Consider the following 24,950-nt stretch of genomic DNA (forward strand, 5'->3'; position numbering starts at 1 on the left):
ACGTCGGCGGCCAGGATCCGGACGCCTCGCTCGACCCGGATGGTGCCGGTGGGCTGGAAGTCGCCCCGGTTCCCGCATCCCGAGCAAGTCATCGACCGCCAGTCCACACCGCGCGGGCCAGCACGGACACCACCACCCAGAGAAACGCCCTCCACCCGGCCGCTTCCAGGCCCGCCCAGGTCAGGGGCCAGATTCGGCTGCCCAGATCACGGGTGACCTGCCGCCGGTACGGGCCGAAGGACGGCTGACGGGCCGGGGCCCGGCCCGTCAGCCGTCCTTCGGCCCGGCCACGGTCTCCTGGCGGAACAGCGTCAGCTCGGGGCCGAGCCGGTCGCGCAGGGCGTGGTCGGTCACGCCCAGGCCTGGCTCCGGGCTGAGGCAGCGGATGCCGATCTTGCCGACATGGGCGTTGCGCTGCACCGCGCGCACCCCCTCCGCCGCCTCGTCCAGCGGATAGGTCATCGACAGGGTGGGGTGCACCCGCCCCGCCCGGATCAGCTCGTTGGCGCGCCATGCCTCCCGGTAGTTGGCGAAGTGCGTGCCGATGATCCGTTTCAGGTTCATCCACAGGTAGCGGTTGTCGAAATAGTGGTCGTAACCGGTGGTCGACGCGCACGTCACCACCGTTCCGCCACGCCGTGCGACGTAGACGCTCGCCGCGAACGTGTCCCGGCCCGGATGCTCGAACACGATGTCGGGGTCGGCGCCGCCGGTGAGCTCGCGGATCTGGGCGCCCAGGCGACGCCACTCCTTGCGGTTCGGGGTGTGCTCGTCGATCCAGAAGTCGTAGCCTTCTTGGCGCCGGTCGATGACCAGGTCCGCGCCGAGCGCCCGGCACAGGTCGGCCTTGCCGGGCGAGGAGACCACGCAAACCGGCGTCGCGCCGCCGTTGAGCGCGAACTGCGCCGCGTGTGAGCCCAGCCCGCCGGCGCCGCCCCAGATGAGCACGACGTCACCCTGCTTCATGTCCGCGCCGTTGCGCGATACGAGCTGCCGGTACGCGGTCGAATTGACCAGCCCCGGAGCCGCGGCCTCCTCCCAGGTCAGATGGGCCGGCTTGGGCATGAGCTGGTTGGCGTTCACCAGCGCCAGCTCGGCCAGCCCGCCGAAGTTGGTCTCATACCCCCAGATTCGTTGCTCGGGATCCATCATCGAGTCCTCATGCCCGGCCGGATCCTCCAGCTCTACCGACAGGCAGTGCGCGACCACCCGGTCGCCGGGCTGCCAGCGCCGGACGCCGGGACCGGTCCGCAGCACCACGCCGGACATGTCCGAGCCCAGCACGTGGTAGGGCAGGTCGTGCCGGGCGGCCGCGGGCGAGCGCCGCCCGTACCGCTTGAGGAACTCGAACGTGGGTACCGGCGCGAAGATCGACGACCACACGGTGTTGTAGTTGACGGAGCTGGCCATCACGGCGACCAGCGCCTCACCGGGCCCGAGCTGCGGGGTTGCCACCGGTTCGACGTGCAGCGACGTGTGCGGATCGCGTTCCTCGGCGGGAACGCCCTCGAAGACGTTCACCTCGTCGGCGTGGATGGTGAGCGCGCGATAGGACTCGGGCACCGGCAGCGCCGCCCAGTCCCGTGCCGACAGGTCCTCGGCGTCTACCGCCGCGAGGATATCCCGCATTTCATTCCCCTCCGGTCGCGGTGTGTTCTGCTTGTGTGTCAGATGAGGCCTGGCTCTTCCGTGCCACCGGCTCGTCCGGGGTGGCCCAGACCGAGACCGCCAGCATGAGCGCGGAGACCGCCGTCACCGCGGCCGCGGCCCACAGGACGGCCACCGCGCCGTGACCGGCCAGCACGATGCCGCCGACCAGGCCGGACAGCGACGTTCCAATGAACATGCTGCTGCTGTTGAGTGCGACGACCTCGTTGCCCGCCGGCCCGGCGAGCTTCAACAGCCGGGTCTGCAACGGCGGACCGAGCGCGCCGCCGAAGATGCCCCAGCCGACCAGCAGGACACCGACCAGCACCACCGGCACCCGCCCGGCGGCCGTCCAGCCGCTGATCCCGAGCAGGACGGTCGCCACAACCTGCAGAGACAGCGCGGCGACGATGGTTCGGCCGGGACCGATCGCGTCGGCGACCCGCCCGCCGACGATCGCGCCGACCGCGGTCGCGATGCCCATCACCGACAGCAGCCCGGACAGGCCACCGGAACCGGTGGAGCTGAGCTTGTCGGTGATCGGGGCGATGTAGGAGATGGTCATGAAGTTGCCGGTCGCGCCGATCACGAGGGCGAGCAGGCCGACCACGACCGGGGTACGGCTGAGCGGGGACAGCCGTTGCCGCAGCGTCAGCGGCGGCGTGCGCTCCAACTTCGGCAGCAGGAACATCAGGCCGAGGGTCACGAGGGCGGCGAGCGCCGCCACGAACAGCAGGGTCGCCCGCCAGTTGAAAAGCGCACCGAGCCACACCCCGATCGGCACGCCGATCACCAGGGCGAGGGCCTGCCCGAGCATGACCAGGCCCAGGTAACGGCCGATGCGTTCCCGGGGGGCGAGCGTCACGGTCACGGTGAACGCGGCCGGGGTCAGGGTCGCCGCCGCGATCGCGGCCAGTACACGGAACACCATCAGGACGGGGAAATTGGGTGCCAGCGCGCCGCCGACGTTGGTGGCCACGAACACGGCCAGCGCAAGCAGCAGCACCGCGCGGCGGGGGAGTCGCGACGTCCACACCGCCATCAGCAGGGCGCCCACCGCGTACGTGATCGAGAACGCCGTGATGAGCTGACCGATCACCGCCTCCGGCTGGTGCATCGAGCCGGAGATGTCCCGTAGGACACCGGCGATCACGTAGTTGTCGGTGCCGGTGACGAACGCCGAGAGCGCCAGGCACAGCAGCCACAGCGGCAGCCGCGGGCGGGCGGCGGCCGCGGAGGTGGGCGATGACATCGAGATCCTTTCTGTGAGTTCGGGAATCGGATCGGAGCGGGTCACCGAACGCTGCGGATCGGCCACACCGTGACCGCTCCCGCGACCGCGAACCCGGCCGCGATGAGGAACAGGACGGCGTACTCGTCGGGGCCGCCGAGAAGGAGGACGGCGGACGCCAGCGCGGGCGCCAGCGACTGCGGCGCCGAGTTGGCGATGTTGAACACGCCCAGGTCGCGCCCGGCCGTGCGGCGACTCGGCAGTACGTCGGCGGCGAGCGCCAGGTCGATCGCCATGTAGCCGCCCAACGCCAGGCCCATCACGGCCACGCCTAGCAGGAAGTGCGAGAAAGACGAGGCGAGCGCCACCAGGACCAGGCCGGCACCGTAGGTCAGCCCGGCGGCGAAGACGAACACCTTGCGCCGCGCGACACGGTCGGACAGCAGCCCGGACAACTGGCTGCCCACCACCGTCGCGGCGGACTCCACCAGCAGCCCGACGAAGATGAGCCGGGGCACCTGGTCGCGGTGGACACCGAGATGATCGGTGAGGTAGAAGCCGCGGTAGGAGACGAACGTCGCCGTGCCGGTGAGGATCATGAACCGGCTCAGCCAGGCCCAGCCGAAGTCGCGGTGCCGCACCGGGTTGACCCAGAAGCTGCGGAAGAACTCGCGCGTCCCGTACGGCGGCGGCGCGGTGCCGCCCAGCCGGCGGTCGCGCAGGCGCAGGGCCAGCCCGAGGATCGACACGATGCCCACGACGGCGGGCGCGAGGAACATGACCGGTGCCGACCTCGGCACCGCCTGCACGATGAACGAGCCGGCGAACGTCGCGAGCGGCGCGCAGATACCGAGCGCGCCCGCGACCGTGCCACGCTGCGTCGGCGGTACCTGGTCGGGCAGTACCGCGACGAGCGCGGCCAGTACCGCGTTCCACGCCGCCTGCGTCAGGCACCAGCCGACCAGCATCAGCGGTACCGTCGGCGCGACGGCGGTGATCAGCAGTCCGGCGATTCCGCCCACCAGGCCGCCGATCATCCACGGCCGCCGCATGCCGAACCGTGAGCGGGTGCGGTCGCTGAGCGCGCCGAACAGCGGATTGGCCACGAGCGCCACCAGCGAGCCGACGCCGAACAGCAGCGACAGGCCGGACGCCTTGCCGGCGGGGTCGACGGCCTGCACCTTCACGGCCAGCGTCACGACGATGGGCGTCGTCAGCGACACGTACGTGCCGAAGTACGCGCCCGCGTACAGCACGATGAACCCCGCGCCGACCCGGGTGGGCTCCTCGGCCTGTACGGAGGGTTTGGTGGTGTCCACCATGGCTAGACCGCCCCGTTCCCGCCGGCGCCGCGGAGCGCGCCCACGTACGGATGGGGCCGTATCGCTATGCCGCGCGCGCGGCACACGACGACCGGCGGGTCGAGCGGTTCGGCTCGGCTGGGGCCGAGGTCGGGGCGCGCGGCGATGACCTTGCGAGCGGTGAACTCGATGGTGCGGCGCAGCGGGCCCCGGCGCACCAGCCGCGCCTCCGCCTCGACGTAGTCGCCGACCTGCACGGGGGAGGTGAACCGTACGCCGGTGTACTCCGACAGCAGTCCCTCGTCGCCGTCCAGGCGGATGGTGATCTCCGTGGCGAGGTCGCCGAACAGCCGCAGGATTCGCGCGCCGTCCACCAGGCCACCGCCGTAGTGGCCGTCCGCGCCGCCCATCCGCGCCCGGAGCATGACCGTCAGTTCGCCGGGCTCGGCAGTCTCCGCCGGCTCGGTCACTTCAGCCGTCTCGTCATCCGACATGACCGCCTCATCTCCGCAACCTCCGATGGCCGAGGTGGCCCGCACCGGGCCGCCCGCGTTCGCCAGCGCGACCGCGACGACCAGGTCCCGCTTGTGCGTGATGGACACACGCACCGACTCCAGGCCGCGCTCGTGCGCGCGCCGGGCGGCCGGGCCGGTCAGTTCTACCGTCGGCGAGCCGTCCGCGGCGCGCGGCACCCCGATGTGGCACGGCCGGATGCCGCCGCTCCAGCCCGTGCCGAGCGCCTTGCCGATCGCCTCCTTCGCGGCGAACCGTCCGGCGAGGAACTCCCGGCGGCGGCTCGACCCGAAGGAGGCGGCCTCGGCCAACTCGGCGTCGGTGTAGGCGTAGCGCCGGAACCAGTCACGGGCGAGCAGCCGGTCCAGCTCACCAACGGTCAGCACGTCGACACCCAGCGACATGCCGGCGTCACTCCCGTACCGGGTTTCCCCCGCAGCGCAGTACGGCGACGTGCCCGTCGCCGGTGCGGGGGTCGACGTCGGTGAGCACCACGCGGCGGTACGTGCCGCTCCACTGCCGCCAGGCCCGGGCGAGCTCCAGCCACACGCTGGTGCTGTAGGCGCCGGGCGCGGCGCGTTGCACGGTCGTGCCCGGGGGCAGGCCGGGGTCCTCGGCACCGCCGGGGCCGGACGGGCCGCAGACCACGAGCGTGCCGTGCGGGTCGGATTCGGTGAACGTGCGCAGGTCGTCGAGGACGGCCGCGCCGGAAGGCAGCGTCCGCACCCGTTCGACGATGAGGTCTCCGGAGCGCGCGAAGACCAGCAGGACCCCCGAGTCCACCAGGCCGCCGCCGGCGTCCACGAGGGGATGCGGGGTGGGCAGCGTGGTCTGTTCCAGCACGGCGACCGCCGCCCGGTCGGCCTTGCCGGCCGCCTGATACGCGGCGATGATCCGCAGTGCCGTGAATGGCGCGGCGAGTCCCTGCCCGGAGATCGCGAAGCTGTGCGCCTGCTCGCCGAACCGCAGGTTCAGGTGCGAGGCGTTGGCGGCGAACGGCAGCAGGTCGGGCAGCCCGTGCGCGACGATCACGAGGTCCGCCGGGTCCAGCGCGGCGCCGGCCGGCAGCAGCGCGTCCAGCAGGTCCCGGTGGCTGATCTGGGTGCCTGCGCGCAGCCGCTCCTCATCGAGCCGCTGGTCGAATGGTTCGAGCAGGTCGCCGAAGAACCGCAGCGACTTGGGGTCGTCCTGGTACGGACGAGGCTTGGGGGCGATCACGGCGGTCGCCGACTCCAGGAACGTCACGACTGCTCCCGTGCGGCGAGCAGGAACGTGGTGAACGATCCGACGGACTTGAAGTCGTCCATGTCCAGCGTCTCCGGATCCACCACGAAGCCGATGCCGTCCTCCAGGGAGATCAGCAGCTCCATGATCGACGTAGAGTCCAGGTGCAGGTCCTCGAAGAACCGCATCTCCTCGGTCAGTGGCGGTACTTCCCGCTCCAGAACCTCGGCGAGCGCCTCTTCGATCGCACTGACCACTTCCGGCCGGTCCATGGCCTCGCTCCTTCTCCGTGCTCCCGTGTGTCCGGGTGCGGTCGCGGGGCGCGCCGCACCCTCCTGCCCGTCGGTGTTCTCGTCCGCGCGTCAGAACGCGATGAGCCGCTGTTTGGCGAGCAGGTCCTCCACCCCGTCGCGCTCGCGTACCAGGTGCGGAGTGCCCTGGTGCACCAGCACCTCGGCGGGGAACCCGTGGCTGAGGAACAGCCCGGGCGAGGCCGACGGTCCGTACGCGCCGGACCGCTCCACGCCGAGCAGATCCCCCGGTTCGACCGGTGGGAGCCGCACCTTCTTGCCGATCACGTCGTTCGGTGTGCACAGGGGGCCGGCCACGGTGTAGACCTGGGTCGGCTCGCCCGCCGGCCCGAGGGTGCGGATCGGGAAGTCGCGTTTGACGAAGCTCCCGATCCCGACCGCCGCCATGTGATGGTTGGTGCCGCCGTCGACGACCACGAAGGCGCGGCCCATCGACTCTTTCGTGTACAGGGTCCGTACGACGTAGGTGCCGGCGGCGGCGGTGAGATAGCGGCCCAGTTCGAGGATCAGCCGGCATTCGGGGTGCCGGCCGGTGAACCGGTCCACCTCCGTGTTGATCCCGGCCACGGTGGCGGCGACGTCCAGGTCGTCCTCGTTGTCGAAGTAGGCGACGCCGAACCCGCCGCCGAAGTCGACCGTTTCCAGCGGGATCTCCAGCTCGTCGGCGAGCGCCTCGGCGGTGGCCAGGATCTCCCGCGTGTTGTGGACGATGTCGGCGTGGGCGAGGAACCGGGTGCCCATGTACGCGTGGAACCCGCAGATCCGCAGGTGGTCCAGTTTGCGAAGGGACTCGGCGTGCGTGCGGAGCACATCGGCGTCCATCCCGAACTGCCGTGGTTTTCCGCCCATCGACAGGCCGGAGCCCTTGCTGGCGAAGTCGGGGTTGACCCGCAGGATGACCGGCAGCGGGTCGCCGCCGCGGGCGGCGGCCAGCCGATCCAGCGCCTTCAGCTCGTCGAGGTTCTCCACCACCACGGCGTGCAGCCCGGCGTCGGCGCAGGCCGCCAGCTCCTCGATGGTCTTGCCGGGGCCGAGGAAGATCGTGTCCGAGCCGGCGACCCCGGCCCGCTGCGCGGTGCGCAGCTCGACCAGTGAGGACACCTCGGCACCGGCGCCGAGCCGGGCGAGCAGGCCGCAGACGCTCACGTTCGGGTTCGCCTTCAGCGACAGCAGCACGTCCACCGCCGGGTGCAGGGCGTCGCGCAGTTCCCGGTAGGTGTGCTCGAGCACGTCGCCGTCGTACACGTACAGCGGGGTCCCGAACTCGGCGGCGATCTGGGAGATCGGGATCCCCTGGACGGTGAACTCACCAGTCGTCACGACATCATTCCTCACGATGCGCTCGCCACGCCGTCGAGACGGCCCAGCTTCTCGGTCAGGTCCAGGTCCAGCCGGTGCAGCGCGTCCCGGTCGGCGGCGAACAGCACCGTGTACAGGCGACCCTCGAACTCCGTGCCGTCGTCGGTGGCTTGCGCGTTGAGGGTGCCGAAGCAGGTGATGACGGCACCGTCGTCCACCTCAGGCGCGGTGACGGGTTCGCCGAGCGCGTCCCGGACCTCGGCGAACGGCAGCGGTCGCGTGGCGCGCAGCGTGTAGTGCCGCGCGAGCGCGCACCCGCCGGGGCCGTGGAACCGCTCGGTCACCCGCTGCTGGAACGTGGACATGTTGAGCCGCGCGTTGATCTCCACCACCGGGTAGACCAGCCCGTCGTCGGCGAGCAGCGCGTCCACGCCGACGACGCCGAAGAATCCGTCGGCGTGCAGCGCCGCGCCGATGCGGTCGGCGGCGTCGGCGATCTCCGCGCGCTGACCGGCGGTCAGCGTGGCGGGCATGAGGTGGCCGCCGTGCACGCCGCCGCGGACCAGCGCCTGCTTGATGAAGTCGAGCCGTACGGTGCCGCCGCGGTCGACGGTGAACTGGTAGTTCAGGTCGAACCGTTTGTCCAGCAGCCGCTCCACCACGACGTCCAGGTCGGGGTCGCCGGTGCGCCGGGTCCGGGCGTCGACCATCCGCATGACCCGCTCGGCCTTGCGCGGGCCGTCCACGACGACCAGGCCCTTGCCGGACACACCGTAGGAGTCCTTGATGATCGCCTGACCGTAGCGGGACACCACCGTGTCCAGGGCGTCGCGGAGCTCGCCGGCGTCCGCGCAGCAGAACCCGGGGATCGCGCGCAGTCCCAGGCGCTCCACGAGCCGCCGGCTGTAGGCCTTGCTGTTGACGCGCTCGCACACGTCCGCGGGCGGTGCGGCCAGGGTGAGCCCGGTGGCGTCGGCGATCCGCTGCTCGCGGACGGTGCAGCCCATCGGCATCAGGTACGCGTCGTCCGCGGCCAGCTCCTTCAGCCGGGCCAGGACGGACGGCGACGCCATGACGGCCTCACTGGTGGATCTGTCCGGGGCGTCGGTGGCGACCAGCCGGGACGCGATCGCGAATCCGATGTCCTCGGCGTACCGCCGGTAGTCCTCGTCCAGCGGCCGGCCGAGCAGCAGCACGTCGCCTGGGTCGGCGAGCAGCGTGCCGAGTTCCTCCATACGGCGGACGATTCCGTCGGTGGCCGACAGCCGCACGGCGGGCATTCCGGTGTGCCCGACGGCCCACTGGTTCTCCGCCTCCAGGTTGCACACCCAGACGAACGTAGCGTCCCGCCGTCCGGTGAGTGCCTGCTTCAGATCGCCGGTGCTGCCGGTGCCGGTCACGCGGTCACCGTCCACGGTGGGTGAAGACGAGCGCCGTGAACGTCGTCCCGATCCCGACCGCTGCCATGCAGTAGTGGCCTCCCGGTACCAGCCGTCCTTCCTCGGCGAGTGTCGCGTAGTTGACGAAGAGGTCAGAGGTGAAACAGTGGCTGGTCTTCGGGATGTTGTTCATGAACACCCGGCTGCGGTCGATCCCCAGCGCCTTGGCGACCTCCCGCCAGGACTGCGCGTTGACGTTGTGCGGGATCACCAGCTCGATGTCGGACAGCTTCAGCCCGGCGCCCTCGAGCGCGTCGTGGATGACCCCCACGAGGCCGGGCGTGTACTGCTCGCCCATCTCGGGGGCGAGCGCGTAGTCCATCCGCAGGGCGCCGGAGTAGCGGCCGAGCGTGCGAGCCGCGTACGAGAGCACCTCGTCGCCCGGCCCGCCCACGCCGACCAGGCACGCGCCGCCCGCCTCGCCGAACACGGTGGTGTCGCGGATCAGGTGGATCTCCGGGGTGAATGGCTTCTCGCCGGTGACCACGAGCGCCCGGGCGTCCGGGTCGCCGTCGGCCCGCAGCAGGTGCCCGGCGACGTCCACGGCGGAGATCGCGCCGGCGCAGTTCTGGTGCGTGAGCGAGAACGCCTGGGCGTGGTCGAGGCCCAGCTCGCGCTTGATCACCTGGGCGGCGTCCAGGTCCGGCGGGGTGACCGCCTGCGTGGCGTGCACGTAGATCACGTACCGGATGCACGACGGGGCGCCGGCCGCCACGACCGTCCGGCAGGCGGCCGGAAGCACGAGGTCGAACAGGCTCGACTCGGGGTCGTAGTGCAGTTCGCGCAGGCCCTGGATCCGGGTGAGGACTTCCACGTTCGCACGCTTGAGCCCCAGCTGCTCGGACAGGTCGGCAATGGTCACCGTCGGTTCGGGGAGGAACGACTCGATGCGTTCGAGGGTGGTGGCGCCGGTGAGCATCAGCATCTTTCCGGTTGTGTGGCGGAGCAGGGGGTCAGGTTCGGTTCCAGGTGACGGGGAGCTTGTGGACGCCGTAGAACGCCATCTGCTCGCGCATCGGGATCTCCTCGGGCTCGACGGCCAGGCGCAGCGTCGGGAAACGGCGCAGGACCTCCGGGAACGCGATGCGCATCTCCGTACGGGCGAGCTGGTGGCCGATGCAGAAGTGCGGGCCGTGCCCGAACGCCAGGTGCCCCTCCATCGCGCGTCCGGGGTCGAACCGGTGGGGGTCGGTGTACTCGCCGGGGTCGCGGTTGGCCGCGCCCAGCGACAGCGTGAGGGTCTCGCCCGCGCGGATGAGCCGCCCGCCGAGCTCGACGTCTTCCAGGGCGGTACGGCACGGACCGATGTGGATGACGGTCAGGTAGCGCAGCAGCTCCTCCACGGCCGGGGCGACCAGCTCGGAGTCGCCACGCAGCCGCTCCGCCTCCGCCGGGTGGACCAGCAGCGTGTACATGCCCAGCGCCAGCATGTTCGCGGTCGTCTCGTAGCCCGCGCCGAACAGCAGGAACGCGACGCCGCGCAGCTCCTCGTCGGTCATGTCGCTGTCCTGGGCGAGTGCGCTGAGCAGGTCGTCAGCGGGGGCGGTGCGCTTGTCCTGGACGAGCGCCCGGACGAATGCGTCCACCCCGACGGCGGCGGTGGCGCGGTTCTCCATGGTCGCGTTCATGTCGAGCAGCGTGGTCGTGTTGCGCTGGAACTCCGCGCGGTCGTCGTACCGGATGCCGAGCAGCTCGCAGATGACCAGCGACGGCAGCGGCATCGCCACCTGCTCGAAGAAGTCCACCGGGGGTTCGAGGCCGGCCATCTCGTCGAGCAGATCGCCGGTGACCCGCTCGATCCACGGTTCGAGGTTCCGGACCTTGCGGGTGGTGAAGTGGCGGGCGAGCGGGGCGCGGTACCGGGTCTGCTCCGGTGGGTCCATGCGGATGAACAGGCCCGGCTCGGCCGGTTCGCGGGACTCCTGGACGGGCCCGTCGAGCGGCGGGTGGTGCAGTTCGCGGCGCGCGCTGAACCGCGGGTCCGCCAGCACCGTACGGGCCTCGTCGTACCCGGTCACCAGCCAGCCGACGTGGCCATCGGCGTACTGCATGCGGCTGACCGGCTCCCGCTGCTGCAGAGCCAGCAGTTCCGGCGGCGGGTCGAGAGGGCGGTCCCGTTTGGTGGGCAACGTCCTCGGCAGGACCTCGGTCAATGTCGCCACTTCCGTTCTGGTGGAGATCGGGCCTGCTCGGGACCGTAAGCGCCCGGTTCGGCCGCTGAACAGAGAAGCGCGCGGCAGTAGGGGCGGTCGCGGGACACACATAGGGGTTGCCCCGGACAGAAAGTGGGGGGGCGGTAGGGGTTCGCTGGGGTGGCCCGCCGCGGCTGACGCCTTCGACGATCAGTTTGTTCCGAAATGATCGGCTCGGCGAGGAGCTCCGCACAATGGCGCACGGAACCCAGCCGTACGACGGCAGGAAGGGTGTCTTCGTCTTTCCCGGCCAGGGCTCACAGTGGCCCGGTATGGCCACCGGGCTGATGGAGGAATCACCCGTCTTCCGGGCCCGGATGGACGACTGCCGTCAGGCGCTCGAACCGTTCGTGGACTGGTCGTTCGACGACGTTCTCCGCCCTGGCGCGGACCCCGGCCTGCTGAATCGGGTGGACGTCGTCCAGCCGCTGCTGCTCGCGGTCATGGTGGCGCTGGCCGAGTTGTGGCGGGCGGGCGGCGTGGAGCCGGCGGGCGTGCTCGGGCACAGCCTCGGCGAGATCGCCGCGGCCGCGGTCGCCGGGGCGCTGTCGCTGGACGACGCGGCACGCGTGGCCGCCCTGTGGAGCCGTGAGCAGGCGACGCTCGCCGGGCGCGGCGAGATGGTGTCGGTCCTGGCCACGGCCGAGGATGTGGAACGACGGCTGGAACGCTGGGCGGGCGGCTGGTGGTCGCCGCGCGGAACGCGCCGTCCGCGACCATCGTGTCCGGTGACGCCGACGCCGCGGAGGAACTGCTCGGCGTGCTGGACGAGGCGGGCGTGCGGGCGCGGAAGGTCGCCGTGGGCGTCGCCGCGCACTCCCCGCAGATCACCGCGATCCTGCCCGCCATGCGCGAGCACCTCACGCCGGTGCGGCCGGTCCCGCCGCGGGTGCCGTTCTACTCCACGTTGCTGGGCGCTCCGCTCGGTGACACCCCGCTCGACGTGGAGTACTGGTGCCGCGCGCTGCGCGGCGAGGTCCGTTTCGTCGCGGCGACGCGGGCGATGCTCGACGACGGGTACCGGCACTTCCTGGAGCTGAGCCCGCATCCGGTACTCACCGCGGCGCTGCAGGAGACCGCCGCGGACGCCGGGATCTCCATCGCGGTGCACGGGACGCTGCGGCGCGGACAGGGGTCGCTGAGCCGGTTCGAGCGCACACTACGCGAGGCGACCGCCCCGGCCGAGCCGCCGCGCGCCGGGAGCGACGACGCGGACTACCTGGACGTGGTGCTCCGGGAGATCGCCGGCGTTCTCGGCTACGACTCGCCGGACGCGGTCGACCGGGCCAGGCCGTTCCGCGATCTCGGGTTCGACTCGGTCACGGCCGTGGAGATCCGCAACGGCCTGGTCGCGGTCACCGGCGTCGCGCTGCCCGTGACGGTGGTGTTCGACCACCCGACCCCCGAGCGGCTCGCCGAGCACCTGCGGCACGTCGCGTCCGGTACGGACGCCGAGCCCGGCGACGACGACCTCGTAGCGCCCGCGGATGACGACGAGGATCCGGTCGTCATCGTCGGGGCCGGGTGCCGCTACCCCGGCGGAGCCGGCGACGCCGAGGGCCTGTGGCGGCTGGTCGCCGACGGTGTGGACGCCGTCGGCGACTTCCCGGCGAACCGCGGCTGGGACATCGGCGGCGCGTACGTGGATCGGTCCACGATGGGTGACCGCCGGGCGCGGTACTACCAGCGGCAGGGCGGGTTCCTGTACGACGCCGACCAGTTCGACGCGGATCTGTTCCGCATCAGCCCGCGCGAAGCGGAGGCGATGGATCCGCAGCAGCGGCTGCTGCTCGAGACCGCCTGGGAGACGTTCGAGGACGCCGGTATCGACCCGACCGCCGTGCGCGGCACCCGCACCGGGGTGTTCGTCGGCGTGATGGCCCTGGGCTACGGCCCGCGCCTGGACGCCGGCTCGCCGCTGGAGGGGCACGTGCTCACCGGGACGCTCGCGAGCGTGGCGTCCGGGCGGGTGGCGTACGCGTTCGGGCTCGAAGGCCCGGCGGTCACCGTGGACACCGCCTGCTCGTCGTCGCTGACCGCGCTGCACCTCGCCGCGCAGGCGGTGCGGCGCGGTGAGTGCGGGCTGGCGCTGGCCGGAGGCGCCACCGTCATGCCCGGCCTGGGGATGTTCGTGGAGTTCTCCCGGCAGGGCGGGCTGGCGCCGGACGGCCGCTGCAAGGCGTTCGCCGACGCCGCCGACGGGTTCGGTCTCGGCGAGGGCGCGGGCCTGGTCCTGGTGGAACGGCTGAGCCGGGCGCGCCGACTGGGCCACCGGGTCCTCGCGGTGGTGCGCGGTTCGGCCGTCAACTCCGACGGCGCGTCCAACGGCCTCACGGCGCCCAGTGGCCCGGCCCAGCAACGGGTGATCCGGCAGGCTCTGGCCGCGGCAGGCCTGGTCGCGGCCGATGTGGACGCGGTGGAGGCCCACGGGACCGGGACGCTGCTCGGCGACCCGATCGAGGCGCAGGCGCTGCTCGCCACGTACGGCCAAGACCGGACGGACGGTGCCCCGCTGTGGGTCGGCTCGATCAAGTCCAACATCGGGCACTCTCAGGCGGCGGCGGGCGTCGCCGGGGTGATCAAGCTGATCATGGCGTTCCGGCACGGCGTCCTGCCCCGCACCCTGCACGTGGACCGGCCCAGCCCGGAGGTCGACTGGGCGTCCGGTGGCGTCCGGCTGCTCACCGAGCAGGTCGCGTGGCCGCGCGGCCCGCGCCCGCGTCGTGCGGGCGTGTCGTCGTTCGGCATCAGCGGCACCAACGTCCATCTCATCCTGGAGGAACCGCCAGAGCCCGAGCCGGAGTCCGAACCGGAACCGCCGGCGGGTGGGGTCACCGCGTGGGCGCTGTCCGGCGCCGACCCGGCGGCACTGCGCGGGCAGGCCGCGCGGCTGCGTGAGCAGCTGCTCGACCGTGACGACCAGGCCCCGGCGGACGTCGCGCACTCGCTGATACGGACGCGGGCGGCGCTCGGGCACCGGGCGGTGGTCGTCGGTGAGGGCCGGGCCGAGCTGACCGAGGCGCTCGGTGCCCTGGCCGCCGGTGAGCCGTCCCCCGCGGTCGTCACGGGCGCCGTCGGCGCCGGGGCGCCGGGGCGTACGGCCTTCCTGTTCACCGGGCAGGGCGCGCAGTACCCGGGCATGGGGAAGGACCTCTACGCCGCCTACCTTCCGTACGCCGAGGCCTTCGACGCGGTCTGCGCCGCGTTCGACGCACACCTCGACCGTCCGCTCCGCGACCTGATCCTGTCCGCGGACGGCGAGGACGCGGCCATCCTGGATCAGACCGGCTTCACCCAGCCCGCGCTGTTCGCCGTCGAGGTCGCGCTCTTCCGGTTGCTGACGTCCTGCGGGGTGCGGCCCCGGCTGCTGCTCGGTCACTCGATCGGCGAGCTGGCCGCCGCGCACGTGGCGGGGGTGCTGACGCTGCCGGACGCGGCCGCGCTCGTGGCCGCGCGCGGACGGCTCATGCAGGCGCTTCCCGGCGGCGGCGTGATGGTGGCGGTGGACGCCGGCGAAGAGGAGGCCGTGGCCGCGCTCGCCGAGGCCGGCACCGGTGTCGACGCCGGGATCGCCGCGGTCAACGGGCCCCGGTCGGTCGTGCTCTCCGGTGGGCGGGACGCGGTGGAACGCGCGGTGGCGCCGCTGCGGGCATCCGGTCACCGGACGCGGCGGCTGCGTGTGTCGCATGCGTTTCATTCGCCGCTGATGGACCCGATGCTGGAGGAGTTCCGCGCGATCGCGGCGGGCCTGGACCTCCGGCCGCCGGAAATCCCGATGATCTCGACGGTCACCGGAGAGATCATCGCGGAGGAGGAACTCCGCTCGCCCGGATACTGGGTGCGGCAGGCCCGCGCGAGCGTCCGATTCGCCGACGCGGTCCGCTGCGCGGAGGGCGCGGGCGCGCGGGCGTTCGTGGAGGTCGGGCCGGACGCGGTGCTCACGGGCATGGCCCAGGAGTCGCTCGCCGGCCCGGACGCGACCGTCGTCGCTCCGCTGCGCCGCGACCGCGACGACCGGCGGACGCTGCTGTCCGCGCTGGCCGGCCTCCACGTACGCGGCCACGCCGTGGACTGGGCCGGCGTCCTGCCGGAGGGACGTACGGTGCCGCTGCCGGCGTACGCGTTCCAGCACCGCCGGTACTGGGCGGCGCCGAGCGAGGCACCGGCGCGTGACGAGCGCCGATACCGTACGGAGTGGACGCCGCTGACGGAGGCGCCCGCGCCTGCGCCCGCGGGGGCGTGGGTGCTGGCGGTGCCGGAGGGCCTGGACGGGCCATGGCCGACCGCGCTCGCGGAGGCACTGGAGAGGCGCGGCGCCACCACCCGCCGGCTCACGCTGTCCGCTGACGACGACCTCGGCGACCTGGACCTGCCGTCGCCCTGCACCGTGCTGTCGCTCGCCGCGCTCGACACCGCGCCCGACCCGCGTCACCCCGGGCTGTCCCGGGGCCTGGTGCGCAATATCGCGCTCTACCGGGCGCTGGAGTCCCAGGAGGCGGAGAGAGCCCGGTTGTGGTGCCTCACGCGTGGTGCCGTAGCCGTCGCGTCACCGGATCCGGCGCAGGCGATGACCTGGGGCTGGGGCCGCGTCGTCGCGCTGGAGAGCCCGGAGCGCTGGGGCGGGCTGCTGGACCTGCCCGGCACACCCGACGACGACCTGGTGGCGCGTGTCCTCGGCCGGCTGTGCGCCGGCGACGAGGACCAGGTGGCGGTCCGGCCCGGCCGTACGCTGCTGCGCCGGCTCACCCGGCCCCAGACGTCCGCGCCCGCCGAGCCCACGACCGGCCGGTGGGCCGGGCAGACCGTCCTGGTCACCGGCGGTACCGGGGCGCTGGGCCGGCACGTCGCCCGCTGGCTCGCCGAGGGCGGCGCCGAGCAACTGGTGCTGGTCAGCCGGCGCGGCGAGTCCGCGCCGGGCATGTCGGACCTGCGCGCCGAGCTGCACGACCGCGGGACCCGCGTCACGGTGTGCTCGTGTGACGCCGCCGACCGGGCCGCGCTGGCGCGGGTGCTCGCCGCGCACCCGGTGGACGCGGTCGTCCACGCCGCCGGGGTGCTCGACGACGGGACGGCCGCGACGCTCGGCCCGGAGCGGTTCACCGGCGTACTGGACGCGAAGGCCACCGCGGCGCGGCACCTGCACGAGCTGACCCGCGAACGTGACCTGTCGGCGTTCGTGCTGTTCTCCTCGGTCTCCGGGGTGCTGGGCACGCCGGGGCAGGCGAACTACGCGGCGGCCAACGCCGCCCTGGAGGCCGTGGCGTACCTGCGGCGTAGCGAAGGCCTGCCCGCGATCTGCGTGTCCTGGGGCCCGTGGGCGGGATCCGGTATGGCGGCCGGGGACGTCGGCGACCGGCTGTCGCGGCACGGCCTGGACAGCCTGGACCCAGGAGCCGCCCTGGCCACGCTGGACCGTGCCCTGGATGCGGACGAGACGTCCGTCATGGTCGCCGACGTCGACTGGGCCCGCTTCGCCCCTGCGTACACGGCGGCCCGGCCCAGCCCGTTCATCGCCGACCTGCCCGAGGTCGGCGACCTGCCGGCCGCCGGCACCGACGGGGACGGGGCCGCGCTGACCGAACGGCTGGCCGGACTGTCCACGGTCGCGCGCGAGCGGGCGCTGCTCGAACTCGTGCTCGCCCGTACCGCCGTGGTCCTCGGCCACCGCTCCACCGACGCGCTCCCCGCCGATCGTGCCTTCCGCGACCTGGGCTTCGACTCGCTGACCGCGGTGCAGCTCCGCGCGCAACTGTCCACCGCGACCGGGCTCACCCTGCCCGCCACCACGGTCTTCGACCATCCGTCGCCCACCCGGCTCGCGGCCCACCTGAGCGCGCTGCTGGACGACAGCGGTACGGAGGACCACCCGGCCCTGGCCGTACCGGTGGCCGTGGACGCCGGGGATCCGGTGGTGATCGTGGGGATGGCGTGCCGGTTCCCGGGTGGGGTGGGTTCCCCGGAGGAGCTGTGGCGGTTGCTGGCCGACGAGCGCGACGTGATCTCGGGGTTCCCCGAGGATCGTGGGTGGGACCTGGAGGGACTGTTCGATCCCGACCCGGAGCGTCCCGGTACGTCGTATGCGCGTGCGGGTGGGTTCTTGTCCGATGTGGCGGATTTTGATGCGGGCTTGTTCGGGGTGTCGCCGCGTGAGGCGGTGGCGATGGATCCTCAGCAGCGGTTGTTGCTCGAGGTGTCGTGGGAGCTGTTCGAGCGGTCCGGGATCGCTCCACGGTCGCTGCGCGGTACCCCCACCGGGGTGTTCATCGGCACCAACGGCCAGGACTACGCCCCCGACCTGCACACCGCCCCACCGGAACTCGCCGGGCACCTGCTGACCGGTAACGCCGCCAGTGTGGCGTCGGGCCGGGTGGCGTATGCGTTCGGGCTCGAGGGTCCGGCGGTGACGGTGGATACGGCGTGTTCGTCGTCGTTGGTGGGGTTGCATTTGGCTGCGCAGGCGTTGCGTGCGGGTGAGTGTGATCTGGCGCTGGCCGGTGGGGTGTCGGTGATGGCGACGCCCGGTGTGTTCGTGGAGTTCTCCCGGCAGCGGGGGTTGGCGGCGGACGGGCGGTGTAAGCCTTTCGCGGCGGCTGCCGACGGCACCGGCTGGTCTGAGGGCGTGGGGCTCGTGCTGGTGGAGCGGCTGTCGGACGCGCGCCGCCGTCGGCACCCGGTCCTGGCGGTGGTGAAGGGTTCGGCGGTCAACCAGGACGGGGCGTCGAACGGGTTGACGGCGCCGAACGGGCCGTCGCAGCAACGGGTGATCCGGCAGGCGCTCGCCTCCGCCGGCCTGACCCCCGGCGACGTCGACTCGGTCGAGGCGCATGGCACGGGGACGACGCTGGGTGATCCGATCGAGGCGCAGGCGGTGCTGGCCACGTATGGGCAGGGCCGGCCGGAGGATCGTCCGGTGTGGTTGGGGTCGGTGAAGTCGAATCTGGGTCACACGCAGGCTGCGGCCGGGGTGGCGGGTGTGATCAAGATGGTGGAGGCGATGCGACGCGGTGTGCTGCCGGCGTCTTTGCACATCGATGAGCCGTCACCACATGTGGATTGGTCGTCGGGTGCCGTCGAACTGCTGCGCAAGCCCGTGACCTGGCCTGAGACGGGGCGTCCGCGGCGGGCGGGGGTGTCGTCGTTCGGGGTGAGTGGCACGAACGCGCACGTGATCATCGAGGGTGTCGGGCCGGAGCCGGAGCCCGAGCCGGCGCTTGTTGAGGGGCCGGTGCCGTGGGTGGTGTCGGCGGCGAGTGCGGAGTCGCTTCGGGACCAGGCCGGACGGTTGGCGTCCTCGGCTGCGGGCGCGTCTCCGGTGGATGTGGGGTTCTCGCTGGTGGCGGGCCGGGCGCGGCTGGAGCACCGCGCCGTGTTTCTCGGCGGCGACAAGGCGGGTGCGTTGAAGGCCCTGGCCGCGGGGGAGACGCGCCCTGATCTCGTGCGGGGCCGGGCACGTCCTGGCGCCGCGTCGTCGGGTGTGGTGTGGGTGTTCCCCGGTCAGGGGTCGCAGTGGGCGGGCATGGCCGCGCCGTTGCTGGAGTCCTCGCCCGTGTTCGCCGAGCGGTTCGGCGAATGCGCTGCCGCGTTGGGCGAATTCGTGGACTGGTCGCTGTGGGAGGCGGCCAACGACGCGGAGCAACTCGAACGCGTCGACGTCGTACAGCCCGTGCTCTGGGCGGTCATGGTGTCGCTCGCGGAGGTGTGGCGCACCTGGGGTGTGGAGCCGGCCGCGGTGATCGGGCACTCTCAGGGGGAGATCGCTGCGGCCTGCGTCGCCGGGGGTCTGTCGCTGCGTGATGGCGCCCGGATCGTTGCCCTGCGCAGTAAGGCGATCCGCCGACTGGCCGGTCAGGGCGGGATGGTGTCGGTCGCCGAGCCGGTGACCGAGGTGGAGCGCCGAATCGCCCGGTGGGACGGGCGCGTGACCGTGGCAGCCGTGAACAGCCCCAGAGCGGTCGTGGTCTCGGGTGATCCGGAGGCGTTGGCGGAGTTGGTCGCCGAGTGCGAAGGGGATGGGGTGCGGGCCCGCCGTATCCCGGTGGACTACGCGTCGCACTCGGTTCACATGGACGAACTCCGGGAGGAACTGGCCGAGGTGCTGGCCGGGGTCGAGCCGCGTACGAGTGAGGTGCCGTTCTACTCGACCGTCACCGCGGACCTGCTCGACACGGCGGGTCTGGACGTGGGGTACTGGTTCGGCAACCTGCGGAACCAGGTGCGCTTCGCCGACACCATCCGCGTGGTCGCCGACACCGGGCGTTCGACGTTCCTGGAGGTCAGCCCGCACCCCGTCCTGACCGTCGCCATCGAGGAGACCCTCGACGACACGGACGCCGTCGTGGTCGGCTCCCTGCACCGTGGCCACGGCGAACTGGACCGCCTTGCCACTTCGGCGGCCGAGCTGTTCGTCACCGGGGTCGACGTCGACTTCCGGCCTCTCCTGCCCGGCCGCCATGTCGACCTCCCCACCTACGCCTTCCACCACCACCGCTACTGGCTCGACCGGCCCAGGACCACGGGGGACGCGCGGTCGATCGGTCTCGACGCCCTGGCGCACCCCTTCCTCAGCACCGCCATCCCCCTCCCGGACGGCGACGGCCTGGTGTGCACCGGGAGGCTGGCCGCGAGCTCGCACGCGTGGCTCGCCGACCACGTGGTCGGAACGAGCATGCTGTTCCCGGGCACCGGCTTCGTGGAGCTCGCGCTGACGGCGGGGGAACGGGCCGGCGCACCGGATCTCGCCGAGCTCACCCTGGAGAACCCGCTGCCGCTGCCCGACGACGGCGCCGTGCAGCTCCACGTCCGGGTCGGCGCCGCCGACGACGCCGGCCACCGTCCACTGCGCATCAGCTCCCGCCCCGAAGGCACGGGGGACTGGACGCACCACGCGACCGGCCTGCTCACCACCGACCAGGGCGCCGCGCCGGTACGGCCCGATGAGCCGCCGGGCGACGCCGAGCCCGTCGACGTGGCGGACCTGTACGAGCGTTTCGCCGACGCCGGCATGCACTACGGGCAGGCGTTCCGCGGCGTACGGGAGATCCGCCGCGACGGTGACGGTGCGCTGTACGCCGACGTGGAACTCCCCGAGGACCCGGGGGGCTTCGGGATGCATCCGGCGCTGCTCGACGCCGCCCTGCACGTCGCCGGGGTGGCGACGCTGACCGGAGACGCGGCCGTGCTGCCGTTCGCCTGGTCCGGTGTGCGGCTGCACGCGGCGGGTGCGTCGTCCGTACGGGTGCGCGCCGCGGTCACCGCGCCGGACACCATCACGCTCGAGGTCACCGACCCGGCGGGCACCGCCGTGCTGTCCGTCGGGTCCCTGCGCGTACGGCGGCTGGACCCCGAACGGCTGCCGGCCCCGGCGACCGGTGCCGCGCTGCACCACGTCGCATGGCGACCGGCCCACCCCGCCCCACCCGACGGGGAGCTCAATGTGCTCGACTGCCGCGCACCCGGCCCGCCCGCCGGGGATGTCGCGGCCGCGACCCGGGCGCTGACCGAACGCGTCCTCCACGCGCTCCAGGCGGACGACGCGGCCGGCCTGGTCGTGGTGACGCGCGGCGCGGTCGCCGCCCGGCCCGGCGAGGACGTCACCGACCTGCCGGCCGCCGCGGTCTGGGGACTCGTACGTTCCGCACAGGCCGAACACCCCGGCCGGTTCCTCCTTGTCGACACCGACGACGACGCCGGCCTCGACCTCGCGCTGCTGAACCGCGACGAGCCGCAGCTGGCGCTCCGGGACGGCGTGCCCCTCACCCCCCGGCTGACCCGGGCACCGTCCCCGGAGAGCGGGGGCATCACCTGGGACCCGGACGGGACCGTGCTGGTGACCGGGGGAACCGGCACCCTCGGTGGCCTGGTCGCCCGCCACCTTGTGGAACGGCACGGCGTACGGCACCTGCTGCTGCTCAGCCGCGGCGGACCGGAATCGCCCGGCGCGGCCGACGTGGCGGCACTCGACGCCGACGTGCGGATCGCGGCCTGCGATGTCGGCGACCGTGACCAGCTGGGTGCCGCGATCGCGGCCATCGATCCGGCGCATCCGCTGCGCGGCGTCGTCCACGCGGCGGGCGTGCTGGACGACGGCGTCGTCTCGGCGCTCACCCCGGAACGGCTACGCGCCGTGCTGCGCCCGAAGGCGGACGCCGCGTGGCTGCTGCACGAGCTGACCTGCGGGTACGACCTGTCGGCGTTCGTGCTGTTCTCCTCGGCGGCCGGGGTGCTCGGGCGTCCCGGGCAGGCGAATTACGCGGCCGCCAACACCTTCCTCGACGGACTCGCGCAGCACCGCCGGGCGAACGGCCTGCCCGCGCACTCCCTCGCCTGGGGCCTGTGGGAGACGGCAAGCGACCTGACGCGGCGGCTCGGCGAGGGCGACCGCAGACGGCTCGGCCACGACGGCGTACGGCCGATGGCCACCGGCGACGCGTTCGCGCTGCTCAACGCGGCGCGCGACCCGCTGAGCGTGCCGATGCGGCTGGAACCGCGTGGCATCACCGCGCCCGTCCCGGCGTTGCTGTCCGAGCTCGTACCGGCCGCGCGCCGACGCGCCGAGCCGTCCGCCCAGGCCGCGGCGCTCACCGAGTCAGGGCTGCTCGACCTGGTACGGGAGCAGGCCGCCGCGGTGCTCGGCTTCACCTCGGCCGCGCAGGTCGACCCGCAGCGGCCGTTCCGGGACGTCGGCTTCGACTCGCTGATGGCGGTCGAGCTGCGCAACCGGTTGAGCACGCACACCGGACGTCGGCTGCCCGCGACGTTGGTGTTCGACCACCCCACCCCGGCCGCCGCGGCCGATCGGCTGCGCACCGAACTGTTCGGCACCGTACCCGAGGTGCGTACCGCGACTCCGGCCGCCGTGGACGCCGACGATCCGGTGGTGATCGTGGGGATGGCGTGCCGTTTTCCGGGTGGGGTGGGTTCGCCGGAGGGTTTGTGGCGGTTGCTGGCCGCGGAGCGGGATGTGATTTCGGGGTTCCCGGAGGATCGTGGGTGGGATCTCGATGGTCTCTATCACCCGGATCCTGAGCATTCCGGTACGTCGTATGCGCGTGCGGGTGGGTTCTTGCATGATGTGGCGGATTTCGATGCGGGGTTGTTCGGGGTGTCGCCGCGTGAGGCGGTGGCGATGGATCCTCAGCAGCGGTTGTTGTTGGAGGTGTCGTGGGAGGCGTTCGAGCGGGCGGGTATTGATCCGCGGTCGTTGCGTGGTAGCCGGACGGGTGTGTTCGCCGGGCTGATGTACCACGACTACCTGGGGCGTCTCGACCATGTCCCGGAGGAGGTCGAAGGGCACCTCGGGACTGGTAACGCGGGCAGTGTGGCGTCGGGTCGGGTGGCGTATGCGTTCGGGCTCGAGGGGCCGGCGGTGACGGTGGATACGGCGTGTTCGTCGTCGTTGGTGGGGTTGCATTTGGCTGCGCAGGCGTTGCGTGCGGGTGAGTGTGATCTGGCGTTGGCGGGTGGGGTGTCGGTGATGGCGACGCCGGGTGTGTTCGTGGAGTTCTCGCGGCAGCGGGGGTTGGCGGCGGATGGTCGGTGTAAGCCTTTCGCGGCGGCTGCCGACGGCACCGGCTGGTCCGAGGGCGTCGGGATGCTGCTGGTCGAACGGGAGTCCGATGCGCGCCGGCGTGGGCATCGGGTGTTGGCCGTCGTGCGGGGTTCGGCGGTCAATCAGGACGGGGCGTCGAACGGGTTGACGGCGCCGAACGGGCCGTCGCAGCAGCGGGTGATCCGGGCGGCGTTGGCGTCGGCGGGTCTGGGGCCGTCCGAGGTGGACGCCGTGGAGGCGCACGGTACGGGGACCCGGTTGGGTGATCCGATCGAGGCGCAGGCGGTGCTGGCCACGTATGGGCAGGGCCGGCCGGAGGATCGTCCGGTGTGGTTGGGGTCGGTGAAGTCGAATCTGGGTCACACGCAGGCCGCGGCCGGGGTCGCGGGTGTGATCAAGATGGTGGAGTCGATGCGACGCGGTGTCCTGCCCGCGTCCTTGCACATCGACGAGCCGACCCCGCACGTGGACTGGACCTCCGGCGCCGTCGAACTGCTGCGCAAGCCTCTGACCTGGCCTGAGACGGGCCGTCCGCGCCGGGCGGGGGTGTCGTCGTTCGGGGTGAGTGGCACGAACGCGCACGTGATCATCGAGGGTGTCGAGCCGGAGCCGGAGCCGGAGCCCACGCTCGTTGAGGGGCCGGTGCCGTGGGTGGTGTCGGCGGCGAGTGCGGAGTCGTTGCGGGGGCAGGCGGGGCGGTTGGCCTCGCTGGCCGGGGAGCTGCCGCCGGTTGATGTGGGGTTCTCGCTGGTGTCGGATCGGGCGCGGCTGGAGCACCGGGCGGTGGTGCTGGGGGCGGATAGGTCCAGTGCGTTGATGGCCTTGGCCGCGGGGGAGACGAGCCCTGATGTCGTGCGGGGCCGGGTGCGACCGGAGACCGCCTCGGGCGTTGTGTGGGTGTTCCCGGGGCAGGGGTCGCAGTGGGCGGGCATGGCCTCGGAGTTGCTGGAGTCCTCGCCCGTGTTCGCCGAGCGGTTCGGCGAATGCGCTGCCGCGTTGAGCGAGTTCGTCGACTGGTCGCCGGCCGAGGCCGCCGAGGATCCTCATGCGCTCGAGCGTGTGGATGTCGTGCAGCCGGTGCTCTGGGCGGTGATGGTGTCCCTGGCCGAGGCGTGGCGATCCTGGGGAGTGGAGCCCGCCGCCGTTGTCGGGCACTCCCAAGGCGAGATCGCCGCGGCGTGTGCCGTGGGTGGCCTGTCGTTGCGTGATGGTGCCCGGATCGTTGCCTTGCGCAGTAAGGCGATCCGCCGGCTGGCCGGTCAGGGCGGGATGGTCTCGGTCGCCGAGTCCGTGGAGAACATCGAGCGGCGGCTGGCCGCGTGGGATGGCCGGGTGACGGTGGCGGCGGTGAACAGCCCGGGATCGGTCGTCGTCTCGGGTGACACGGAGGCGCTGGCAGGACTGGTCGCCGCGTGTGAGGAGGATGGGGTTCGAGCGCGGCAGATCCCCGTGGACTACGCCTCGCACTCGGCCCAGATGGATGAACTCCGCGAGGTACTGGCCGAGGTGCTGGCCGATGTCGAGCCGCGTACGGGTGAGGTGCCGTTCTACTCCACGGTCACCGCGGGCCTGTTGGACACATCCCGGTTGGACGCGGGGTACTGGTTCGAGAATCTGCGGCGGCAGGTGCGGTTCGCCGACACGATCCGCGCGGTCGCCGAGGCCGGGCCCACGACGTTCCTGGAGGTCAGTCCGCATCCCGTATTGACGGTCGGGATCGAAGAGACCCTGGATGCCGCGGATCCGGTGGTGGTCGGTTCGTTGCAGCGGGACCGCGGTGATCTGCACCGCCTGGCCACCTCGGCGGCCGAACTGTTCGTCACCGGCACCGACGTCGACTTCGGCCCCCTCCTGCCCGGCGGCCGCCACGTCGACCTTCCCACCTACGCCTTCCACCACCATCGCTACTGGCTCGACGCGGCGCCCGCCGAACGTACGCTGATCACCGAGCGAACACGGCTGGCCGACACCGGCGGTGCGCTGCTGTCCGGACGCGTTTCGACCCGGACCCATCCCTGGCTGGCCGACCACGCGGTACGAGGCGCCGCCGTGTTCCCCGGCACCGGGTTCGTGGAGCTCGCCGTTCAGGCCGCCGACCTCGTCGGCTGCGGATACGTCGCCGAGCTGGACCTGCAAGAGCCGCTGCTCCTGGGCGACGGCACCGCCACCGACCTCCAGGTGCACGTCGGCCCGGCCGACGACGCCGGGAACCGCGCCGTCACCATCCACGCCCGGCCGGCCACGA

General features: G+C 72.5%; 10 protein-coding genes and 2 pseudogenes. 2 read left to right on the forward strand and 10 right to left on the reverse strand.

Translation table 11 applies throughout. The features are described 5' to 3' along the window. Nucleotides 1–267: 267 nt before the first annotated feature. The 10 genes from ccrA to ACYVF7_RS23860 form a co-directional block, all read right to left on the reverse strand. Nucleotides 268–1,629: a crotonyl-CoA carboxylase/reductase gene (gene ccrA, locus ACYVF7_RS23815; protein ID WP_460344629.1), complete on the reverse strand. Its 1,362-nt coding sequence runs from the start codon at nucleotides 1,627–1,629 to the stop codon at nucleotides 268–270. Between the two features lies 1 nt (nucleotide 1,630). Beyond that, nucleotides 1,631–2,899: an MFS transporter gene (locus ACYVF7_RS23820; RefSeq protein ID WP_460344632.1), complete on the reverse strand. Its 1,269-nt coding sequence runs from the start codon at nucleotides 2,897–2,899 to the stop codon at nucleotides 1,631–1,633. A 41-nt stretch (nucleotides 2,900–2,940) separates the two neighbouring features. After that, nucleotides 2,941–4,200, reverse strand: coding sequence for an MFS transporter (locus ACYVF7_RS23825; RefSeq protein WP_460344635.1), 1,260 nt, complete (start codon nucleotides 4,198–4,200; stop codon nucleotides 2,941–2,943). A 2-nt stretch (nucleotides 4,201–4,202) separates the two neighbouring features. Continuing rightward, nucleotides 4,203–5,096: a holo-ACP synthase gene (locus ACYVF7_RS23830; RefSeq protein ID WP_460344638.1), complete on the reverse strand. Its 894-nt coding sequence runs from the start codon at nucleotides 5,094–5,096 to the stop codon at nucleotides 4,203–4,205. A 7-nt stretch (nucleotides 5,097–5,103) separates the two neighbouring features. Then, nucleotides 5,104–5,937: a hypothetical protein gene (locus tag ACYVF7_RS23835; protein ID WP_460344641.1), complete on the reverse strand. Its 834-nt coding sequence runs from the start codon at nucleotides 5,935–5,937 to the stop codon at nucleotides 5,104–5,106. Further along, entirely contained in the window at nucleotides 5,934–6,188 is a 255-nt protein-coding gene (locus ACYVF7_RS23840; RefSeq protein WP_460344644.1) for an acyl carrier protein, read from the reverse strand. The genes ACYVF7_RS23835 and ACYVF7_RS23840 overlap by 4 nt, the downstream gene beginning before the upstream one ends. A 90-nt stretch (nucleotides 6,189–6,278) precedes the next feature. Then, the gene (locus tag ACYVF7_RS23845; RefSeq protein ID WP_460344647.1) at nucleotides 6,279–7,547 is read right to left on the reverse strand and encodes an alanine racemase; all 1,269 of its coding nucleotides are present in this window, start codon (nucleotides 7,545–7,547) and stop codon (nucleotides 6,279–6,281) included. 11 nt (nucleotides 7,548–7,558) lie between these two features. Then, nucleotides 7,559–8,926, reverse strand: coding sequence for a preATP grasp domain-containing protein (locus ACYVF7_RS23850; RefSeq protein WP_460344650.1), 1,368 nt, complete (start codon nucleotides 8,924–8,926; stop codon nucleotides 7,559–7,561). A gap of 4 nt (nucleotides 8,927–8,930) precedes the next feature. Continuing rightward, nucleotides 8,931–9,890 carry a 3-oxoacyl-ACP synthase III family protein gene (locus tag ACYVF7_RS23855; RefSeq protein WP_460344653.1) on the reverse strand — a complete coding sequence of 320 codons (960 nt, stop codon included), beginning with the start codon at nucleotides 9,888–9,890 and terminating at the stop codon, nucleotides 8,931–8,933. Between the two features lie 28 nt (nucleotides 9,891–9,918). Continuing rightward, nucleotides 9,919–11,127, reverse strand: coding sequence for a cytochrome P450 (locus ACYVF7_RS23860; protein ID WP_460344656.1), 1,209 nt, complete (start codon nucleotides 11,125–11,127; stop codon nucleotides 9,919–9,921). 317 nt (nucleotides 11,128–11,444) lie between these two features. On the opposite strand from ACYVF7_RS23860, the pseudogene ACYVF7_RS23865 reads away from it, so the two are divergent. Then, nucleotides 11,445–11,747: pseudogene (locus ACYVF7_RS23865) on the forward strand (acyltransferase domain-containing protein); the annotation flags it as partial. 95 nt (nucleotides 11,748–11,842) lie between these two features. After that, nucleotides 11,843–24,928: pseudogene (locus tag ACYVF7_RS23870) on the forward strand (SDR family NAD(P)-dependent oxidoreductase); the annotation flags it as partial. Nucleotides 24,929–24,950: the final 22 nt, after the last annotated feature.

The organism is Actinoallomurus acanthiterrae, assembly GCF_054775715.1.